Source organism: Ruegeria sp. N8 (assembly GCF_056531325.1).
Map to the genome: position 1 here is coordinate 347,766 of NZ_JBQFLQ010000001.1, position 15,264 is coordinate 363,029.

The window sequence follows — 15,264 nt, forward strand, 5'->3', positions numbered from 1 at the left end:
TTGAGAGGCTGAAAAAAACTACAGGCGAGGGCCATGGAAGGTTTTACAATTATTGACGGGGTGGTTGCCCTGATCATCGTGGTGTCGGGTCTTCTGGCCTATTCCCGCGGTTTATTGCGCGAGATTTTGGCAATTGCAGGTTGGGTCGCGGCCGCTGTTTTGGCTTTTATTTTCGCCCCCCAAGCGGTTCCGCTTATCAAAGAAGTTCCGGTTGTCGGAGATTTCCTGCGCGACAGTTGCGAATTGTCAGTAATCACTGGTTTTGCGGCGGTCTTTGCGGTAGCGCTGATCGTGGTCAGCATCTTTACCCCGCTGTTTTCGTCGTTGGTGCAACGCTCAGCCCTGGGCGGTTTGGATCAGGCACTTGGCTTCTTCTTCGGGATTGCGCGTGGCATCCTGCTGGTCGCCATTGCCTTCTTTGTCTACGACACCGTCATGACCGGTCAATCCTATACGATCGTCGATGAAAGCCGCTCGGCCAAAGTGTTCGAACAGTTCAGCGACCAGATCGAAGAACAAAACCCGGAAGAGGCGCTTGGTTGGATCACACAGCAATATGAAGAGCTTGTCGCCAGCTGCTCGACGGAGCCCACCGCGACCGAAGAGCTGACCGAACCGGCAGCAACTGAATAACTGCGAAAGCCCGGCCTTGGCCGGGCTTTTCTTTTACCAGTCAGGTAAAGCCCTCGCCTGCGCAAACGGTGCAGCGGATATTCTTCAAGCCGAAGCAGCCATCACAGCGGCTGGTTATAGGTTTCCCAAACACATCGCGGCTTTTGACCACTTCGCCTGCGCCATTGCAGATCTGGCAAGGCGAACGCCCCATGCCACGGCAACGGTGGCATCGGCGTTTTACGGGTGTTTCTTTCTTCTGACCCTGTTTGTGCTGCCACATTGCTCAGTTCATCCCAGCGAAAACAAATGATACTCTCTATCCGGTCATGACAGCACACCCTGCCCTGCCTGTCACTTGAACAGGCGTGGTTGCTGCAAAATTCGCCTGCAACAGATGCGAATTGTGATCCTTTGATGACACAGGCATCGTTACGCAGTATGTGAGGGCCGAACTGAGATGGAATCGGAGCCACCGATCTTGCTGTACCCGTTTTCTTTCGCACCAGCCCGTTGCGGCAAGGGTGCGACTGTATCCACAGGCAAGCCAGCGGCTTTGAACAGGGCAAGCGCCCCGATGTTTCTCAACCTGCCGTCAATCGCTACGTCATAGAAAGTTGGAGCCCGTACATGTGTGGGATTTTGGGGATCGCAAGCCGAACGCATGATGTGTTTGCGGAAATCTATGACGGGCTGCTGATGTTGCAGCACCGGGGTCAGGATGCCTCGGGGATCGTTACTTATAACGGCGAATTCTTCCGCGAGAAGAAAGCTAATGGCTTGGTCAAGGACGTCTTCAACGCCAAGGATGCGGAAACCCTGCTGGGCAAGGTGGGCATCGGCCACGTGCGCTATCCAACCGCCGGATCGCTGAGCGCCGCCGAGGCGCAGCCCTTCTTCGTGAACGCCCCATATGGCATCTATCTGGTCCATAACGGCAACATCACCAACACGGCCGAACAGCGAGAGAAAGTGACCGGCAAATACAGCCGCCACCTGCGTACCACCTCGGACTCCGAGATTCTGCTGAATGTGCTGGCAGACAAGGTGGCTGATGCTATCAAGGTCAACGGCAATGCCGATCCGATCCGCAACATCTTTGCCGGTGTGAAGATGACGATGGAGCGTATTCAGGGCGCCTATTCGGTGATTTGTCTGATTGCCGGTGTCGGCATGCTGGCGTTCCGCGACCCGCACGGGATTCGCCCCTTGTCCGTCGCGGTCCGAGAATCGGATGTGGATGGTGACGATTTTGCCTTTGCGTCCGAGGATGTGGCCTTTGGCATCAACGGTTTTGACAAACTGCGCGACCTGCGCCCCGGCGAGGCAATCTTGATCGATCTCGACGGCAACAAGCATGAGTTTCAGGCCGTCGAAGGCAAGCTGACGCCTTGTATCTTTGAATATGTCTACCTCGCCCGTCCGGATTCGCTGTTGGATGGGGTCTCCGTCTACAAAACCCAGATGCGCATGGGGCAGACTCTGGCCAAGCAGATCCAGGACTCAGGGCTTGAGATCGACCGGATCATTCCCGTCCCCGACAGCGCCCGCCCTGTGGCGCTTGAGGCCGCAAAGATCACCGGTATTCCCTACCGTGAAGGGTTGGTGAAGAACCGATATGTCGGCCGAACCTTCATCATGCCCGGTCAGGAAGAACGCCAGAAATCGGTGCGCCGCAAGCTGAATGCGGTCCCGTTGGAGTTCAAAGGTCACAACGTGCTACTGATCGACGATTCCATCGTTCGCGGCAACACGATCAAGAAGATCGTGCAAATGTGCCGCGAGGCTGGCGCGAAAAAAGTCTATATCGCCAGCGCCTCGCCGCCTGTGAAATATCCCAATGTCTATGGCATCGACATGCCCACCAAGCATGAACTGGTCGCCAACGGCAAAGAGATCGAAGAGATCCGGCAGGAACTGGGCGCAGATGCGCTGTTCTATCAAAAGTTGGACGACCTGATCTGGGCCGCCAAGGAAGGCAACCCCGAGATCGAGGCGTTTGATTGCTCCTGCTTTGACGGTAATTACATCACCGGCAGCGTCAGCGACGATTATCTGGACAGCCTGGAAAACAGCACCCGCGTCAGCAAAAAGCGCGAGGACATGCAGGTGCCGGGCGGGTCTTGGAACGCCACGAAATTGGCGTCGGGTTCATAAATCCAGCGAATCAGAAGCGCGGAAAAGCTCGGATCGTAGTGTCGGTCCGGGCGTTTTTGTCAGGTACAGCGCCAGGGGCAAAATTTTCTGACACACAACTCTCTGGCGAAGGAAACGCAATCGCAATGGGTTCGCAGACCCACGCGAAATTGTGAGAAAACCAGCGAGCACCGCCGCCTTTCGTTTCACCTGCTCATTTGCTAGGCCGCTGCCACCACTCACTCAGACATAAGGGGTTGGGGCCCTTCGCCCCTGCCGCAAACCATGCCAAATTCCACCGTCGAAAGCGCGGCTACGCAGAAGGACGCGCTAAAGAAAAGTTCGGTCGCCCTGTTGGGCGTGTTCGGGCCCAAAACCGAGCTACGTGCGCTGATGCGCCTGTCCTCGGGTCGGGTCAAAGAGGTCAAACCGGGTAGCCGCGTTGCCTCGGGCACCGTCGTAGCCATTGATGCCGAAGGGATCATGCTGCGACAAAGCGGCCAGACCCAGCGGATCGCCATCCCCGGTCGCTAATCCTGTCTTGACGGCTTGCGCGCAGGGGTTCAAACCCCACCCATGACCGATCAGACTAAAATTGCCCTCATCACCGGGGCGTCTCGGGGCCTGGGTGCTGCCCTGGCCGAGGCGCTGGCCCCCGAATACCACATCGTTGCTGTTGCCCGCACCACCGGTGGGCTGGAAGAGTTGGACGACCGCATTCAGGCCAAGGGCGGCGCGGCCACGCTGGCGCCAATGGACATCGCCGACCCGAACGCCATGGCAACCCTGTGCCGGGGCATTCACGATCGCTGGGGAAAGGTGGACCTATGGCTGCATACCGCCATCCACACCTCGGCCCTGACGCCTACGCACTTCATTGATCCCAAGGAATGGGCGAAGGCTTTGAACACCAACGCGACGGCGACTTCAGTTCTGATCCCATATGTTGCGCCTTTGTTGGGCGAGAGCGGTCACGCTGTGTTTTTCGACGACCCCAAGGCGGGTGAGAAATTCTATGGCATCTACGGAGCAAGCAAAGGCGCTCAGATGGCGTTGGCGCGGAGTTGGCAGCTTGAGACCGAGCGTACTGGCCCGCGCGTGTCTATTGTCGAGCCCGCCCCCATGCCCACCGCCGTACGCGCCCGGTTCCATCCCGGCGAGGACCGTGGTGCTTTGACGAGCCCTACGGATGAGGCGGCCCGGATTTTGGCGTCGCTATAGGGGAATGGCCCTTGCGGGCCATGCCTCTGGCAGGGATATTTTTAGCCAGATGAAGCGGGCGGATCAGCCGATATGGGTCCCGGTGCGCCCGGCCAGATCGACGAAGAATTGCCACGCTACGCGGCCAGAACGTGCGCCGCGTGTGGCTTGCCATTCGATGGCTTCGGCGCGTAGGGTGTCGGGGGCGACGTTGACGCCATAGGCGGCGCAGTAGCGGTTGATCATGGCGAGGTATTCGTCCTGATCGCAGGGGTGGAAGCCCAGCCAAAGGCCGAAGCGGTCGGAGAGTGAGACTTTTTCCTCGACCGCCTCGGACGGGTTGATGGCGCTGGACCGTTCGTTTTCAATCATGTCGCGCGGCATCAGGTGACGGCGGTTCGAGGTGGCGTAGAAGACAACATTCTCCGGGCGGCCTTCGATACCACCGTCCAGCACCGCCTTGAGCGATTTGTAGTGTTGGTCATCATGGCTGAACGAAAGATCATCGCAGAACAGGATGAACCGATGCGGCGCGGCCCGCAGATGGTTTAGCAGACGCGCGACCGAGCCCATGTCCTCGCGCTGAAGTTCGACCAGTTTCAGATCGGGGTATTCATCTTGCAAGCTCCCATGGACCGCTTTGACAAGGCTGGACTTGCCCATACCCCGCGCACCCCAGAGCAACGCATTGTTTGCCTTATACCCAGCCGCAAAGCGCCGCGTGTTGTCCAACAGTGTGTCGCGCGAGCGGTTAATGCCTATCAGCAGGTCCAGATCGACCCGGTTGACCTTTGTCACCGGTTCCAGCCGGTCCGGGTCCACATGCCAGACGAAAGCCGGTGCCGCGCCGAAATCCGGGGCTGCCAAGGGGGCTGGAGCCATGCGCTCCAAGGCATCAGCAATGCGGTTCAGGGCTTGGTCATCCATCAGGGCCTCCGACTGTTTTGGGGTTCAAACCATGATCAGATGCAAGCGGCAAGGCCCATGCATGAAAAAGGCGCGCCACCGGTGAGCGCGCCTGATCAGGATTAAGCCGGCTTACTTGCTTTCTTCGTTCACGATATCGGCGTCCGCTTCTTCTTCGTCGTCATAGTAGCCGTCAGCGCGCAGCTGTTCTTCGCGCTTTTTCTCGACACGCGCTACGAGGAAGATCGAGATTTCGTACAGTCCATAGACCACCACGAACAGGATCACCTGGGTAATCACATCGGGCGGTGTTACAATTCCAGCCAGAACCAAAATCGCGACCACTGCGTACTTGCGAACGGCACCCAAACCTTCGGCGCTTACCAATCCGGCTTTGCCCATCAAAGTCAACAAGACAGGTAGTTGGAAGCAAAGTCCAAACGCCACGATAAACTTAATAGTCAAATTCAAATACTCTTGCGCCGAACCTTGAAAAACAACGCTCAACGGGGCCACATTGGCTTCGTCAATTACAGCTTCACCTTCACTTCCAAACTGTTGAAAGCTTAGGAAGAAATCGTAAGCCAGTGGCGTAACGATGTAGAATGCAAAGCTTGCGCCTAGCAAAAACATGAATGGCGACGCTAGCATGAACGGTAGGAATGCACTCTTTTCCGTTCGGTACAAACCCGGAGCTACAAAGCGCCACAGCTGCAATCCAATGTAAGGGAAGGCCAATATAAAACCGCCAAACAAGGATACTTTAATAGCGACAAAGAAACCTTCCTGCGGGGAAATGAAAATCAACCCGCAGTCCTGGCCTCGTTCAAGCAAAGCGTCACACAAAGGTGCCGTGAGAAAGTTGAATATCGGTGTAGCGATTGCGAAACAAACAAACATACCGACGATGAATGCCCCAACACAGTGAATCAACCGCGTGCGCAGTTCTGCCAGATGCTCGATCAATGGGGCCGAGCTGTCCTCGATCTCGTCGGTTTTGGTCATGTCTTGCTTTCGGTTTTCAACGCGGCCTCGGCCTCTTCGGCTTTGGCTAGGGCGTCAGCAGCCTCTTTCGCCTTGCGTTCAGCCGCCGCGCGTGCGGTCGAGGCTTGAATCTTCTTGGCCTGCTCGGCGCGTTCGGCCGCCAGTTTGCCCGTTTGACTGTCGGGGTCGAACTTGGTTGGGTCCATGCTACTCGCCATATCTTTAGCGGCTTGGTTCAGACCATCAACAGCCGAACTTACGGGCTGTGACGCGGCATCTAACCCCTTCTTTATATCCGCGACACCAGTTTGATCTGCTGCTTCGTTCATTGCGCTAGAAAACTCGCGCGCCATACCACGAGCTTTACCGACGAAACGTCCTACATTGCGAAACAACACCGGCAAATCTTTTGGTCCGACAACGATCAAAGCTACGACGCCAATAACCAGAAGCTCTGTAAAGCCCAGATCAAACATCTCGGCTTAGACCTTATCTTTATCTGTCTCGGGTGTTACGTCTTTCGCCATTTCAGAAGCGTCTTTCTCAAGCTCTTCTGTGCCTTCTTTCACACCCTTTTTGAAAGACGTGATACCTTTACCAACTTCTCCCATCAAAGAACTGATTTTACCCCGACCAAAAAGAACCAGAATAACGATCGCGATTAGCAACCAGCCAACTGGAGGCACATTAGTCAATACCATAGGTGTCGTGAACATTCGATTACTCCTTCTACGTCGGCGCCGCGCGCCGGGAATAGTGTCTGGCACCGTGTCTACGCCTGCAGACCGCCAAACAACAGTGAGACAGATCAAATCCAAGCACATATCGGGCCAGTTCACATGAATTTTGAAGGCTGGATTTTCTCAACTGACAGGTTTATGTCAGTTGCGCGTGACTAGGAAGGGATCATCGAAACCTGGTCAACGGAGATTGAAATGACCCATGTTGCCGAAATCGTCACCTTTTCGCTCGCAGACAGCACCACGCCCGAGGCGTTCGTGAAGCTCAGCCAATCCACCGAAGCCTTCGTGCGCGCGGCCCCTGGCTTTGCGCATCGACAGCTGAGCCAAGGCGAGGATGGCCGATGGACCGACTACGTCGTCTGGACCGATATGAACGCCGCACAAGACGCCGCCGCGCAGTTCTCACAACAAGACTTCGCCGCTGCCTTGATGACGGCGATCAAGCCCGACAGTATCCAGATGCGTCACGAGAAAGTGCTATGGAACATGACCGCTTAAACGCGGTCCGGACGGCGTGACATGCGCCGCACGGATCGACTGTTCGATATCATCCAGATCCTGCGCGACGGCAAACTGCACCGCGCACAGGACATCGCGGACCGGCTCGAGGTGTCGGTCCGCACAATTTATCGCGACATGGATACGCTAGTCGCGTCAGGCGTCCCGGTCGAGGGTGAGCGCGGCGTGGGCTATATGGTGCGCGAACAGATCACCCTGCCCCCGGTGAACCTGACCCCAGCCGAGCTTGAGGCGCTGAACCTTGGCATGGCGATCGTTGCCCAGGCCGCCGACCCCGATCTGAAAACCGCAGCCGAGACGCTCGCAGACAAAATCGACGCAGTTCTTCCCACGCAGGTGATCGCCGAGGCCGACGCCTGGAAATTCGCCGTCTACCCCTTTGCCGATGCCGCGCGTGGACTGGCCCATATGGCCCCGATCCGCGCCGCCATAAAATCGCGCCAGAAACTGCACCTCAGCTACCGCCGGATCGACGGCACACTGACCGACCGCACAATCCGCCCCCTACACATGGAATATTGGGGGCGCGTTTGGACCCTCACCGCCTGGTGCGAGCTACGTCAGGGCTTCCGCGTCTTCCGCATCGACCTGATCGAAGCTGTCCATCCCCTGCCCGAACTCTTCACAGATGAACCCGGCAAACGCCTGAGCGACTTCGACCCCAAAGCGTGATCCGCCCTTCATCTGGCCAAAAATATCCCCGCCGGAGGCATAGCCCGGAACGGGCCATTTCCTATTTCAAAAAAGGCTCAGGATCGACCGCTTCGAACCCTTTGCGAACCTCGAAATGCACATAGGCATTGTCACCGTCCCGCAGGGCGGCAATCTTCTCACCGCGACGCACCCGATCTCCCTTTTTAACAGTGATACCGTCCACATTGGCATAAACAGTCAGCAGATCATTGTTGTGCTTGATCACAATGATCGGAACCTGATCTGCATCCGCAGTGATCGCCGCGACAGTGCCGCTATCGGCCGCTTTTACCGCGGTGCCCGGAGCCGCCGCGATATCGATCCCCTCGTTCTTGCCTTTCTGGTAGGTCCGAATGATCGAACCAGTCACCGGCAAACCCAGCGCCGAGTTGCTCTGAGACGTCGGCGCTTCCGCTGTCACATCCGGCGCAGGCGGGGCTGCCACAACCTCTTCGTCAGGCAAAGGCTGGGTGGCACTTGGAGGCGTCGGCGTGGGTGAGCCTTCACCCGGCTGAGTCACATTAGTCGCCGGTTCCTCTGTCTGGCGTGGCGGCGTCTGGGTTTTAACCGGGATCAGCAAATACTGGCCTTCGCGCACGGTGAAATCGGAATCCAATCCGTTCCAATCGGCCAGTGCATCCACCGGCACGTCATAAAGGCGCGAAATCGTAAACGCGGTTTCCCCCCGCTTGACCTGATGCCGGATGGGCTCCGGCCCCGAGGCCACTGGTGCAGGCGCTGCCGCCGGCTGCGCAGGCGCAAGGGTCGAGGTACGCACAGACCCATCGGTCGGTGCTTCATCAATCGCAGTCCCGGCAATCGTGGCAATATCGACATTGCCCGACGACGCACTGACCGCACGCGGCAACGCGATCACCTCGCCATCCCGCAACGTATCGGTCGGCTTCAAACCGTTGAATACGGCCAGTTCCCCTTCGGGCAATCCGACCCGCGCCGCCACGTCGCTGACCTTGTCGCCGCGCCGAGCGATGGCGACTTGGTAGGTGGGATAAGTAATGACCCCGCGTGCATCGGGCGCAGGGCGCCTTGTGGTGGCCGATTGCGCCGCGTCAGCGGTCGAAAACCCGCCTACCTGACCGCGCAGATCATAGTCCAGCGGGCCTTCACACCCGGCCAGAACCACCATTGCCACCATGCCGCTTGCGCAGCGGAGCGTCGCTGATTTGGAAACTGCTCTCATTTTACCGTCCTCATCACCTGCCCCTGTTGACCGGGGTTCGGGTGGGTTCCTCAGAATAAACTTCTACGCCTCGTCTTTTCCCAGCCCTTCCAGCAAGGGCACGAAACGAACAGGCAACAATTCGTCATAGTCCAGGCCGGTTTCGGTCCGTCGCACACGGATCAGAGTTTGAACCGCATCCGACTGCCCCACCGGCAATACCATGATACCGCCGATTTTGAGCTGCGCCAAGAGCGGGCCCGGAGGGTCCTCAGCCGCCGCGGTCACAATGATACGATCAAACGGCGCCTGTTCAGGCAAACCAAATGAGCCGTCCGTCAACATCGCGGTCACATTGGTCAGACCCAGCTCGCGGAACAACGCGCCGGTTTCCCGCACCAATCGCTTGTGACGCTCAACTGTGTAGACCCGGCGGGCCAACTTGGACAGGATAGCCGCCTGATAGCCCGACCCGGTCCCGATCTCGAGCACAGTATCGCGTGGCCCCACATCCAGCGCCTGCGTCATCAGCCCCACGACCGACGGCTGGCTGATCGTCTGCCCGCAAGCAATCGGCAACGGCGTGTCCTCATAGGCGCGCTCGGCAAACAGGCCCCTGACGAACTGGCCCCGGTCGATCTGTTCCATCGCCGCCAACACACGCTTGTCTGTCACGCCACGTGACCGAAGCGCAAACAGGAACTGCATCTTGGTTTCTGCACTCAAGCCCGTCATTCGATCGACTTCAAGGTCTCAAGCGTGTCATGCGCTGTCAGGTCCGCACGCATCGGCGTGACCGAGATATAGCCCGCCAGATTGACCGCCGCATCCGTCCCGGGCGCGGTCGGATTGTGCTGATAGCCGCCCTTAATCCACAAGAACCGCCGCCCTGAGGGCGAGCTGTGTGGTTCGACCGAGAAATGCGTGTCACGGCGAAAGCCCTGCGGCGCCACGCGGGTGCCCAGCACCTCATCTGCGGGAACGGGCGGGAAATTCACGTTATAAAACAGGCGGTAATCGCCCTGCTGGGCCGGGGTCGCGTCCAAGATCTTGCGCACAAGATCCGCCCCAAACCGGGCGGCGGCCTCGAACGGGTCGTCCAGCCCCAGATTGCGCGGGCCAAAGTATTGCGACAAGGCTATCGCAGGGACACCCTGCAAAGCGGCTTCCATCGCGCCACCGATCGTTCCGGAATAGAGCGTATTTTCGGCCGAGTTATTGCCCCGGTTCACCCCGGACAACACCAGATCGGGCAGTGCATCCTTCATCACATCATGCAAACCGGCCAGCACGCAATCGGCGGGCGAGCCCTCGGCGGCATAGCGACGTTCACCCAGCTTGGCGACCATCATCGGATGGGTATAGCTGATGCAATGGCCCACGCCGGATTGCTCGAATGCTGGCGCGACGACCCAGACCTCTCCGTCGGGCCCGGCAAGCTGGGCGGCGATTGCCTCAAGCGTGATAAGGCCCGGTGCATTGATGCCATCATCATTGGTCAGAAGAATACGCATATGCCCCATCCATCCCTGCGTTTCTCCCTTGATAGACCCGGCCCCGCGCCTCGGCAAGCGAAGCGCACGCGCAATCTGCGGCATTCGCGCACCAGTTGGGTCTAAAATGCCACGTCAGGCATTATTCGGGGAAAACAAAGCACCGGTCGCGGCGAATGGTCAGCCACATAACGCGCCCCGGCTGCGGCACAAAGACATTCGGCACCGTGGCCTTCAAGATCGAACCGTCATAGTCCATGCGGAACTCAACCAGGCTTTCATTGCCCAGAAAGCGCGCCCGCTGGACCACGCCACGCGCGGCCACCCCATCAGTCGGTGTGGGCAGCGGTCCTTTGCCGTTTCGGTCGAAATCCAGTTTGACGTGCTGCGGTCGGAAGACGATCTCAACGTCCGTGCCGTCAGGTACACCCGGCGCAAGAAACTGGCCGAATGGCGTTTCCGCCAGAGCTCCGTTAACTTGCGCCTTCAACACATTGACATCACTGAAGAATGCAACCGCCGCTTTATCCGCTGGCCGGGTATAGACATTATAGGGCGCGCCTTGCTGCACGATCTTACCACGCCGCATCAGGGCAATCTCATCGGCCATGCGCATCGCCTCTTCCGGCTCATGCGTCACCAAAACCACAGCGGCGTCTTCTTCTTTGAGGATTGCCAGCGTTTCATCCCGGATACCGTCGCGCAGACGATTGTCCAGCCCCGAGAACGGCTCGTCCATCAACATGATCCGGGGACGCGGCGCCAAAGCCCGCGCCAGTGCGACCCGTTGTTGTTCGCCACCCGACAGATGATGCGGATAGCTGTCGACGAAGCGCATCAGATCAACCTTGGTCAGCAATTCCTCGACCCGCGCGCGTTTTTCGTCCTTGTGGCCCTTCAGACCGAAAGCCACGTTGTCGGCCACGCTTAGATGGGGAAACAGGGCAAAGTCCTGAAACATTAGCCCAATCTCGCGCCGCTCGGGCGGGACACGAAACACCGTGTCGCAGATCAGCTTGCCATCCACATAAATCTGGCCGGACTCCTGCATCTCGACCCCGGCGATCATACGCAGCGTGGTCGACTTGCCGCAGCCCGACGGCCCCAGCAAACACGTCACCTGCCCCGCCTGAACACTCAGCGAGACATCATCCACCACAATGCGCCCTTCATACCGGGCGACCAAATTGCGGATTTCCAGACGTGGAGGCGTTGAATTCACTGTCACCGAAGGACCCCGTTGCCTTTCCCGATCAATTTCATCGGGCTTAGGCGGGGATAGCAACCCCGCCGTTCAGGCGCAAGCGGTCAGCAGCACCCGCCCGAGACGGCTTCACCGGTGCTGGCATTGGTGGCTTCGAATGGGCTTTCCCCTCCACAACCTTCGAAGATGCCATAATGGGTCGAGAAATCGCCGATAAACTCGAAATGGCGCGCAAATCGCGTGTCTTTCAGCATCATCCAGGTGTTGCCACACACCGGAAAGACCTTGCCCGCCTCGATCGCGTGATGGTCGTCCAGCTCGAACAGATGCGGCGCGTGGGGGATCGTGCCCTTGTAGATCACCGCTTGGCCGTAATCCTCGCAAGCTGGTTCCAGTTCGGGCAGTTTGAACAGACGATACGTGGCCGACAGGAAGCTCAAGGGCGCAACCCGCTCTTCCAGCACCGGGTTTTCGATGGTCAGCGGGCGATGTGTCACTCGGCGCGGATCGGCAAACCCGGCCTTGCGCGAGATCGACAGGAAATCATTCCAATAGAGCGCGCCCGACAGGCACTCCCCATACAAAACCTCATCCTCGGCCATTGCGGCGGGGATGCGGCGGTCAGCATAGACGTCCGAGAAATACTTCTCGCCGCCATCTTTCAGCAGACGGTGCGCGCCGCGCAGAACGGCCTCTTTATCGGTGGCCAGATTGATCACGCAGTTCGAAACGATGATGTCGAAGGAACCGGGCTCAAGGTCCAGCTCGTCCAGCTTTTCGATATAGCCGTTGTGGAATTCCACATTCGACGCACCATGGCCGAACGCTTGCGCGTGATATTCTTGATGAGCGCGGGCCACATCCAACTGTTCGGGCGTCATGTCCACGCCGACCACGCGGCCATTTTCGCCGACCATCGCCGACAGCGCATAAACGTCGCGCCCGGCACCACAGCCCAGATCAAGGATGCTCATCCCTTCCAGATCCAGCGGTGCAATCAGACCGCAGCCATAGTAACGCGTCAGCACATCATCATGAATTTTTGAGAGAATTTTCTTTACATGATCCGGCATGTCATCGGGCGTGCAGCAGGCATTGGTCTGCAAATCCGCGCTGCTTTGAAGGACGTCACCGTAATAGTTCTGCACCGATTCATGCTTCATCGAAGGTATCCCCTGTGTCTGGTAGGGGATCAGCTAATGCAGCAAGGGCCGTGGCGCAATCCGCACATGTGCGATTTTACAAAAGCGTTACCCGAGCAGGTCGAAATCCACGGCAGCGCGCACCTGCCCGTTCACCTGAACCTCAAGCCGGTGCGGACCCGGCACCAGTTTGAACGTGGTGGCATTGCCCTTCAGCTTGTGGGTCTTGCTGAGCGTCAGAGCGCCATCGCGCAGCGCGGTCTGTTTCAACTTATGCACCTTGGCCGAGGTTTTACCGCCAGGGCGTTGAAAGTGAATGATATAATCAATCAATACAGGCTGATCCCCGGTCCCGCCAAGGAATACATCGAAGGTCAACGCTCCTCCGATTCTGGCCTCATCGTTGACCTGAATGTCGGCCGAGATCGCCGCATCAGGATCAAACCCAAGCATCTTCATCGCATCGGGATGGCCGGATTTCACTAGTCCGCGTAGGGTGTGGCTAGTCATCCAGCGCAACTCATCCGCATCCTGACCGCCCTCGCGCCATTGCAGTAAACGGTCCAGCACCAGATCGGGGTCTTTCTTGGTGATATCGTTCAGATGGTTCGCCACCGACCGCGTCACGTATCGCGTCGGATCGCTGTGCAGGCGATCCAGCAAAGGCAACGGGTCGGTCAGTTCCAGGCCCACCGCCTGCCCCCATGGCAAACGCGGGCGAGTGCCTTCGCTGACCAAGCGCCGAACATGATAGCTGTCATGCGCGCACCACGCCTGCATCCTGTCCAGCACCTTGTCCTGATGGGCGTTCAGGAACGGGCGAATGGCCCATTCCATCGAGAATCTCTGCGTCAGTTCATCAAGCACGTCCAGCGCCAGATCCGGATGGTCGAGGCCAACGGCCACAACCCAATCACCCAAAGGCGCAAAGATGAAATCACCGAAATCATCATCTGTCTTTGACGGGTCCAGCGGCGGTGGCAGCGCACTTAACAGCCTAGGCGCAATGTCCGGCAGCGCGCCGGGGATGGCCTGTTGCAGGCATTCGGCGATCCACGCCATGCGCTCTTTCAATTCCAGATCCAGCAGGCGGGACATGACCTGCGCCTCGAACGCCTCTGCATCGAAGTCAGCATCCGCCGCTGCAAAAAGCCCCGCCAAATAGCGGGTCTTTTCTTCGTTAAACAGTTGGTCTTTTAATGAAAAATTCTGCGTCATCGTTTACATCGTCAGGTTGGTTCCACCGCCGTCCAAGAGGATGTTCTGGCCCACAATAAAGCCCGCGTGCTGCGAACACAGAAAGGCGCAGGCGGCCCCAAATTCCTGCCGTGTGCCATAGCGGCGCGCAGGGATCGTGGCGGCGCGCTCTGCACGGGCGTCTTCCATCGAGATGTTCTTTTGCAGCGAAACCGCACTATCTAGGGACTCCGCGCGGTCAGTGGCGTGGATACCCGGCAGCAGATTGTTGATTGTCACCCCTTGCGGGGCTACCTGCCGCGCGGTTCCCGCGACGTAGCCGGTCAACCCAGTCCGCGCCGCGTTCGACAGGCCGAGCACGGCAATCGGCGCGCGCACCGATTGCGAAGTGATATTGACCACACGCCCCCAGCCCTTTTCCATCATCCCCGGCAACAATGCCTTCATGAAAGCAATCGGTGTCAGCATGTTGGCATCCAGCGCCTTGATGAAGTCTTCACGCTCCCAATCCGACCACATACCCGGAGGCGGACCGCCCGCATTTGTCACAAGGATATCAACACCCTGCGCGGCTTCGATCACCTGCGCCTGCCCCTCGGTCGAGGTCACATCACAGGCCACCGTCTGAACATCAACGCCATAGGTGTCCCGCAAGCGCGCGGCTTCGGCCTCAAGCGCCTCGGCTCCGCGGGCGTTCATCACCAGATTGACACCGGCCTCGGCCAAAGCTTCGGCACAGCCCAGACCCAAACCCTTGCTGCTGGCACAGAGCAGCGCGCGTTTTCCTTTGATACCTAGATCCATCTGATCCTCCCCATCTGTTATTGTTGCCATGTCTAGCACCGGCCAGACAGAGAAGACCAGATTTCAAGCAATATCAGTAAAAGAACTCTTCCCGAACGATCTTGCCATTTGCGACGTGATAGACACCAACTTCTTTCATATCAAAGGCTTCACCGGTCTCTTTTACCTTACCTTGGACCTCGAAGATCACGGCAAAACGGTCTTCACCATGGGGCATCGGGTCGCTGACCGAGGCACCGGAAACCTCATGCGCGCCTTCCCACCATTCATGTTTGCCCCGGATCGCGTCGCGACCGTGGGTTTCGCGGCCCATATCCATGAAATCCTGCGCTTCGACCGAGACGGCATCCTCAGCATAGAGTTTCTCAAGATTTTCCTTGGCGCGGTCCTCGCGGCAACCTGCGACCAGCTCGTCGGCAATCTCTTTCAAATTCATTGTCTCTCTCCACTA

The 15,264-nt window shown here is 58.3% G+C and carries 18 protein-coding genes; 6 read left to right on the top strand and 12 right to left on the bottom strand.

All coding sequences use genetic code 11. The annotated features are described in order from the left end of the window. Positions 1–33 precede the first annotated feature (33 nt). The 4 genes from ACR0C5_RS01740 to ACR0C5_RS01755 all read left to right on the top strand — a co-directional run bounded on the left by ACR0C5_RS01740 (position 34) and on the right by ACR0C5_RS01755 (position 3,969). The gene (locus ACR0C5_RS01740; RefSeq protein ID WP_170788691.1) at positions 34–633 is read left to right on the top strand and encodes a CvpA family protein; all 600 of its coding nucleotides are present in this window, start codon (positions 34–36) and stop codon (positions 631–633) included. A gap of 609 nt (positions 634–1,242) precedes the next feature. Next, complete coding sequence (gene purF, locus ACR0C5_RS01745; protein WP_170774364.1) at positions 1,243–2,769, top strand: amidophosphoribosyltransferase; 1,527 nt, start codon at positions 1,243–1,245, stop codon at positions 2,767–2,769. A gap of 264 nt (positions 2,770–3,033) precedes the next feature. Further along, positions 3,034–3,282, top strand: coding sequence for a hypothetical protein (locus ACR0C5_RS01750; RefSeq protein WP_170782508.1), 249 nt, complete (start codon positions 3,034–3,036; stop codon positions 3,280–3,282). A gap of 42 nt (positions 3,283–3,324) precedes the next feature. Beyond that, positions 3,325–3,969, top strand: a complete 645-nt coding sequence (locus ACR0C5_RS01755) for an SDR family NAD(P)-dependent oxidoreductase (protein ID WP_480874109.1) — start codon at positions 3,325–3,327, stop codon at positions 3,967–3,969. Positions 3,970–4,032: 63 nt separating this feature from the next. Here ACR0C5_RS01755 and ACR0C5_RS01760 read toward each other — a convergent pair whose 3' ends face one another. From ACR0C5_RS01760 to ACR0C5_RS01775, 4 genes are all read right to left on the bottom strand, one after another. Beyond that, on the bottom strand, positions 4,033–4,875 hold the full coding sequence (locus ACR0C5_RS01760; RefSeq protein ID WP_480874111.1) for an ATP-binding protein: 843 nt from the start codon (positions 4,873–4,875) through the stop codon (positions 4,033–4,035). Positions 4,876–4,986: 111 nt separating this feature from the next. After that, on the bottom strand, positions 4,987–5,859 hold the full coding sequence (gene tatC, locus ACR0C5_RS01765) for a twin-arginine translocase subunit TatC (protein ID WP_480874114.1): 873 nt from the start codon (positions 5,857–5,859) through the stop codon (positions 4,987–4,989). After that, positions 5,856–6,314 carry a Sec-independent protein translocase protein TatB gene (gene tatB, locus ACR0C5_RS01770; protein ID WP_480874117.1) on the bottom strand — a complete coding sequence of 153 codons (459 nt, stop codon included), beginning with the start codon at positions 6,312–6,314 and terminating at the stop codon, positions 5,856–5,858. Before tatB ends, tatC begins: the two co-directional genes overlap by 4 nt. 6 nt (positions 6,315–6,320) lie before the next feature. Next, positions 6,321–6,554 (bottom strand): twin-arginine translocase TatA/TatE family subunit, encoded by a 234-nt coding sequence (locus ACR0C5_RS01775; RefSeq protein WP_480874119.1) that lies wholly within the window; start codon positions 6,552–6,554, stop codon positions 6,321–6,323. Positions 6,555–6,773: 219 nt separating this feature from the next. On the opposite strand from ACR0C5_RS01775, the gene ACR0C5_RS01780 reads away from it, so the two are divergent. Beyond that, positions 6,774–7,079: a hypothetical protein gene (locus ACR0C5_RS01780; RefSeq protein WP_480874121.1), complete on the top strand. Its 306-nt coding sequence runs from the start codon at positions 6,774–6,776 to the stop codon at positions 7,077–7,079. A gap of 21 nt (positions 7,080–7,100) precedes the next feature. Then, complete coding sequence (locus ACR0C5_RS01785) at positions 7,101–7,772, top strand: helix-turn-helix transcriptional regulator (protein ID WP_480874124.1); 672 nt, start codon at positions 7,101–7,103, stop codon at positions 7,770–7,772. 61 nt (positions 7,773–7,833) lie between these two features. On the opposite strand, the gene ACR0C5_RS01790 is transcribed toward ACR0C5_RS01785, so the two are convergent. From ACR0C5_RS01790 to ACR0C5_RS01825, 8 genes are all read right to left on the bottom strand, one after another. Continuing rightward, positions 7,834–8,994, bottom strand: coding sequence for a peptidoglycan DD-metalloendopeptidase family protein (locus tag ACR0C5_RS01790; RefSeq protein ID WP_480874125.1), 1,161 nt, complete (start codon positions 8,992–8,994; stop codon positions 7,834–7,836). A gap of 63 nt (positions 8,995–9,057) precedes the next feature. Continuing rightward, entirely contained in the window at positions 9,058–9,708 is a 651-nt protein-coding gene (locus tag ACR0C5_RS01795) for a protein-L-isoaspartate(D-aspartate) O-methyltransferase (protein WP_170774383.1), read from the bottom strand. Beyond that, positions 9,705–10,487 (bottom strand): 5'/3'-nucleotidase SurE, encoded by a 783-nt coding sequence (surE, locus tag ACR0C5_RS01800; RefSeq protein WP_480874127.1) that lies wholly within the window; start codon positions 10,485–10,487, stop codon positions 9,705–9,707. Before surE ends, ACR0C5_RS01795 begins: the two co-directional genes overlap by 4 nt. Positions 10,488–10,608: 121 nt before the next feature. Beyond that, entirely contained in the window at positions 10,609–11,694 is a 1,086-nt protein-coding gene (locus tag ACR0C5_RS01805; protein WP_480857292.1) for an ABC transporter ATP-binding protein, read from the bottom strand. 80 nt (positions 11,695–11,774) lie between these two features. Beyond that, positions 11,775–12,833, bottom strand: a complete 1,059-nt coding sequence (locus tag ACR0C5_RS01810) for a methyltransferase domain-containing protein (protein ID WP_480874130.1) — start codon at positions 12,831–12,833, stop codon at positions 11,775–11,777. 87 nt (positions 12,834–12,920) lie between these two features. After that, positions 12,921–14,030, bottom strand: a complete 1,110-nt coding sequence (locus tag ACR0C5_RS01815; RefSeq protein ID WP_480874131.1) for a hypothetical protein — start codon at positions 14,028–14,030, stop codon at positions 12,921–12,923. A 3-nt stretch (positions 14,031–14,033) separates the two neighbouring features. Next, complete coding sequence (locus tag ACR0C5_RS01820; protein WP_480874724.1) at positions 14,034–14,813, bottom strand: SDR family oxidoreductase; 780 nt, start codon at positions 14,811–14,813, stop codon at positions 14,034–14,036. 73 nt (positions 14,814–14,886) lie between these two features. Beyond that, positions 14,887–15,249 carry a nuclear transport factor 2 family protein gene (locus ACR0C5_RS01825; RefSeq protein ID WP_170774396.1) on the bottom strand — a complete coding sequence of 121 codons (363 nt, stop codon included), beginning with the start codon at positions 15,247–15,249 and terminating at the stop codon, positions 14,887–14,889. Between the last annotated feature and the right edge of the window lie 15 nt (positions 15,250–15,264).

Coding starts and splice junctions, on each gene's coding strand:
- ACR0C5_RS01775 (WP_480874119.1), bottom strand. CDS start 6,554: ATGTTCACGACACCTATGGTATTGACTAATGTGCCTCCAGTTGGCTGG.
- ACR0C5_RS01790 (WP_480874125.1), bottom strand. CDS start 8,994: ATGAGAGCAGTTTCCAAATCAGCGACGCTCCGCTGCGCAAGCGGCATG.
- surE (WP_480874127.1), bottom strand. CDS start 10,487: ATGCGTATTCTTCTGACCAATGATGATGGCATCAATGCACCGGGCCTT.
- ACR0C5_RS01795 (WP_170774383.1), bottom strand. CDS start 9,708: ATGACGGGCTTGAGTGCAGAAACCAAGATGCAGTTCCTGTTTGCGCTT.
- tatB (WP_480874117.1), bottom strand. CDS start 6,314: ATGTTTGATCTGGGCTTTACAGAGCTTCTGGTTATTGGCGTCGTAGCT.
- ACR0C5_RS01755 (WP_480874109.1), top strand. CDS start 3,325: ATGACCGATCAGACTAAAATTGCCCTCATCACCGGGGCGTCTCGGGGC.
- tatC (WP_480874114.1), bottom strand. CDS start 5,859: ATGACCAAAACCGACGAGATCGAGGACAGCTCGGCCCCATTGATCGAG.
- ACR0C5_RS01785 (WP_480874124.1), top strand. CDS start 7,101: ATGCGCCGCACGGATCGACTGTTCGATATCATCCAGATCCTGCGCGAC.
- purF (WP_170774364.1), top strand. CDS start 1,243: ATGTGTGGGATTTTGGGGATCGCAAGCCGAACGCATGATGTGTTTGCG.
- ACR0C5_RS01760 (WP_480874111.1), bottom strand. CDS start 4,875: ATGGATGACCAAGCCCTGAACCGCATTGCTGATGCCTTGGAGCGCATG.
- ACR0C5_RS01820 (WP_480874724.1), bottom strand. CDS start 14,813: ATGGATCTAGGTATCAAAGGAAAACGCGCGCTGCTCTGTGCCAGCAGC.
- ACR0C5_RS01740 (WP_170788691.1), top strand. CDS start 34: ATGGAAGGTTTTACAATTATTGACGGGGTGGTTGCCCTGATCATCGTG.
- ACR0C5_RS01780 (WP_480874121.1), top strand. CDS start 6,774: ATGACCCATGTTGCCGAAATCGTCACCTTTTCGCTCGCAGACAGCACC.
- ACR0C5_RS01810 (WP_480874130.1), bottom strand. CDS start 12,833: ATGAAGCATGAATCGGTGCAGAACTATTACGGTGACGTCCTTCAAAGC.
- ACR0C5_RS01815 (WP_480874131.1), bottom strand. CDS start 14,030: ATGACGCAGAATTTTTCATTAAAAGACCAACTGTTTAACGAAGAAAAG.
- ACR0C5_RS01825 (WP_170774396.1), bottom strand. CDS start 15,249: ATGAATTTGAAAGAGATTGCCGACGAGCTGGTCGCAGGTTGCCGCGAG.
- ACR0C5_RS01750 (WP_170782508.1), top strand. CDS start 3,034: ATGCCAAATTCCACCGTCGAAAGCGCGGCTACGCAGAAGGACGCGCTA.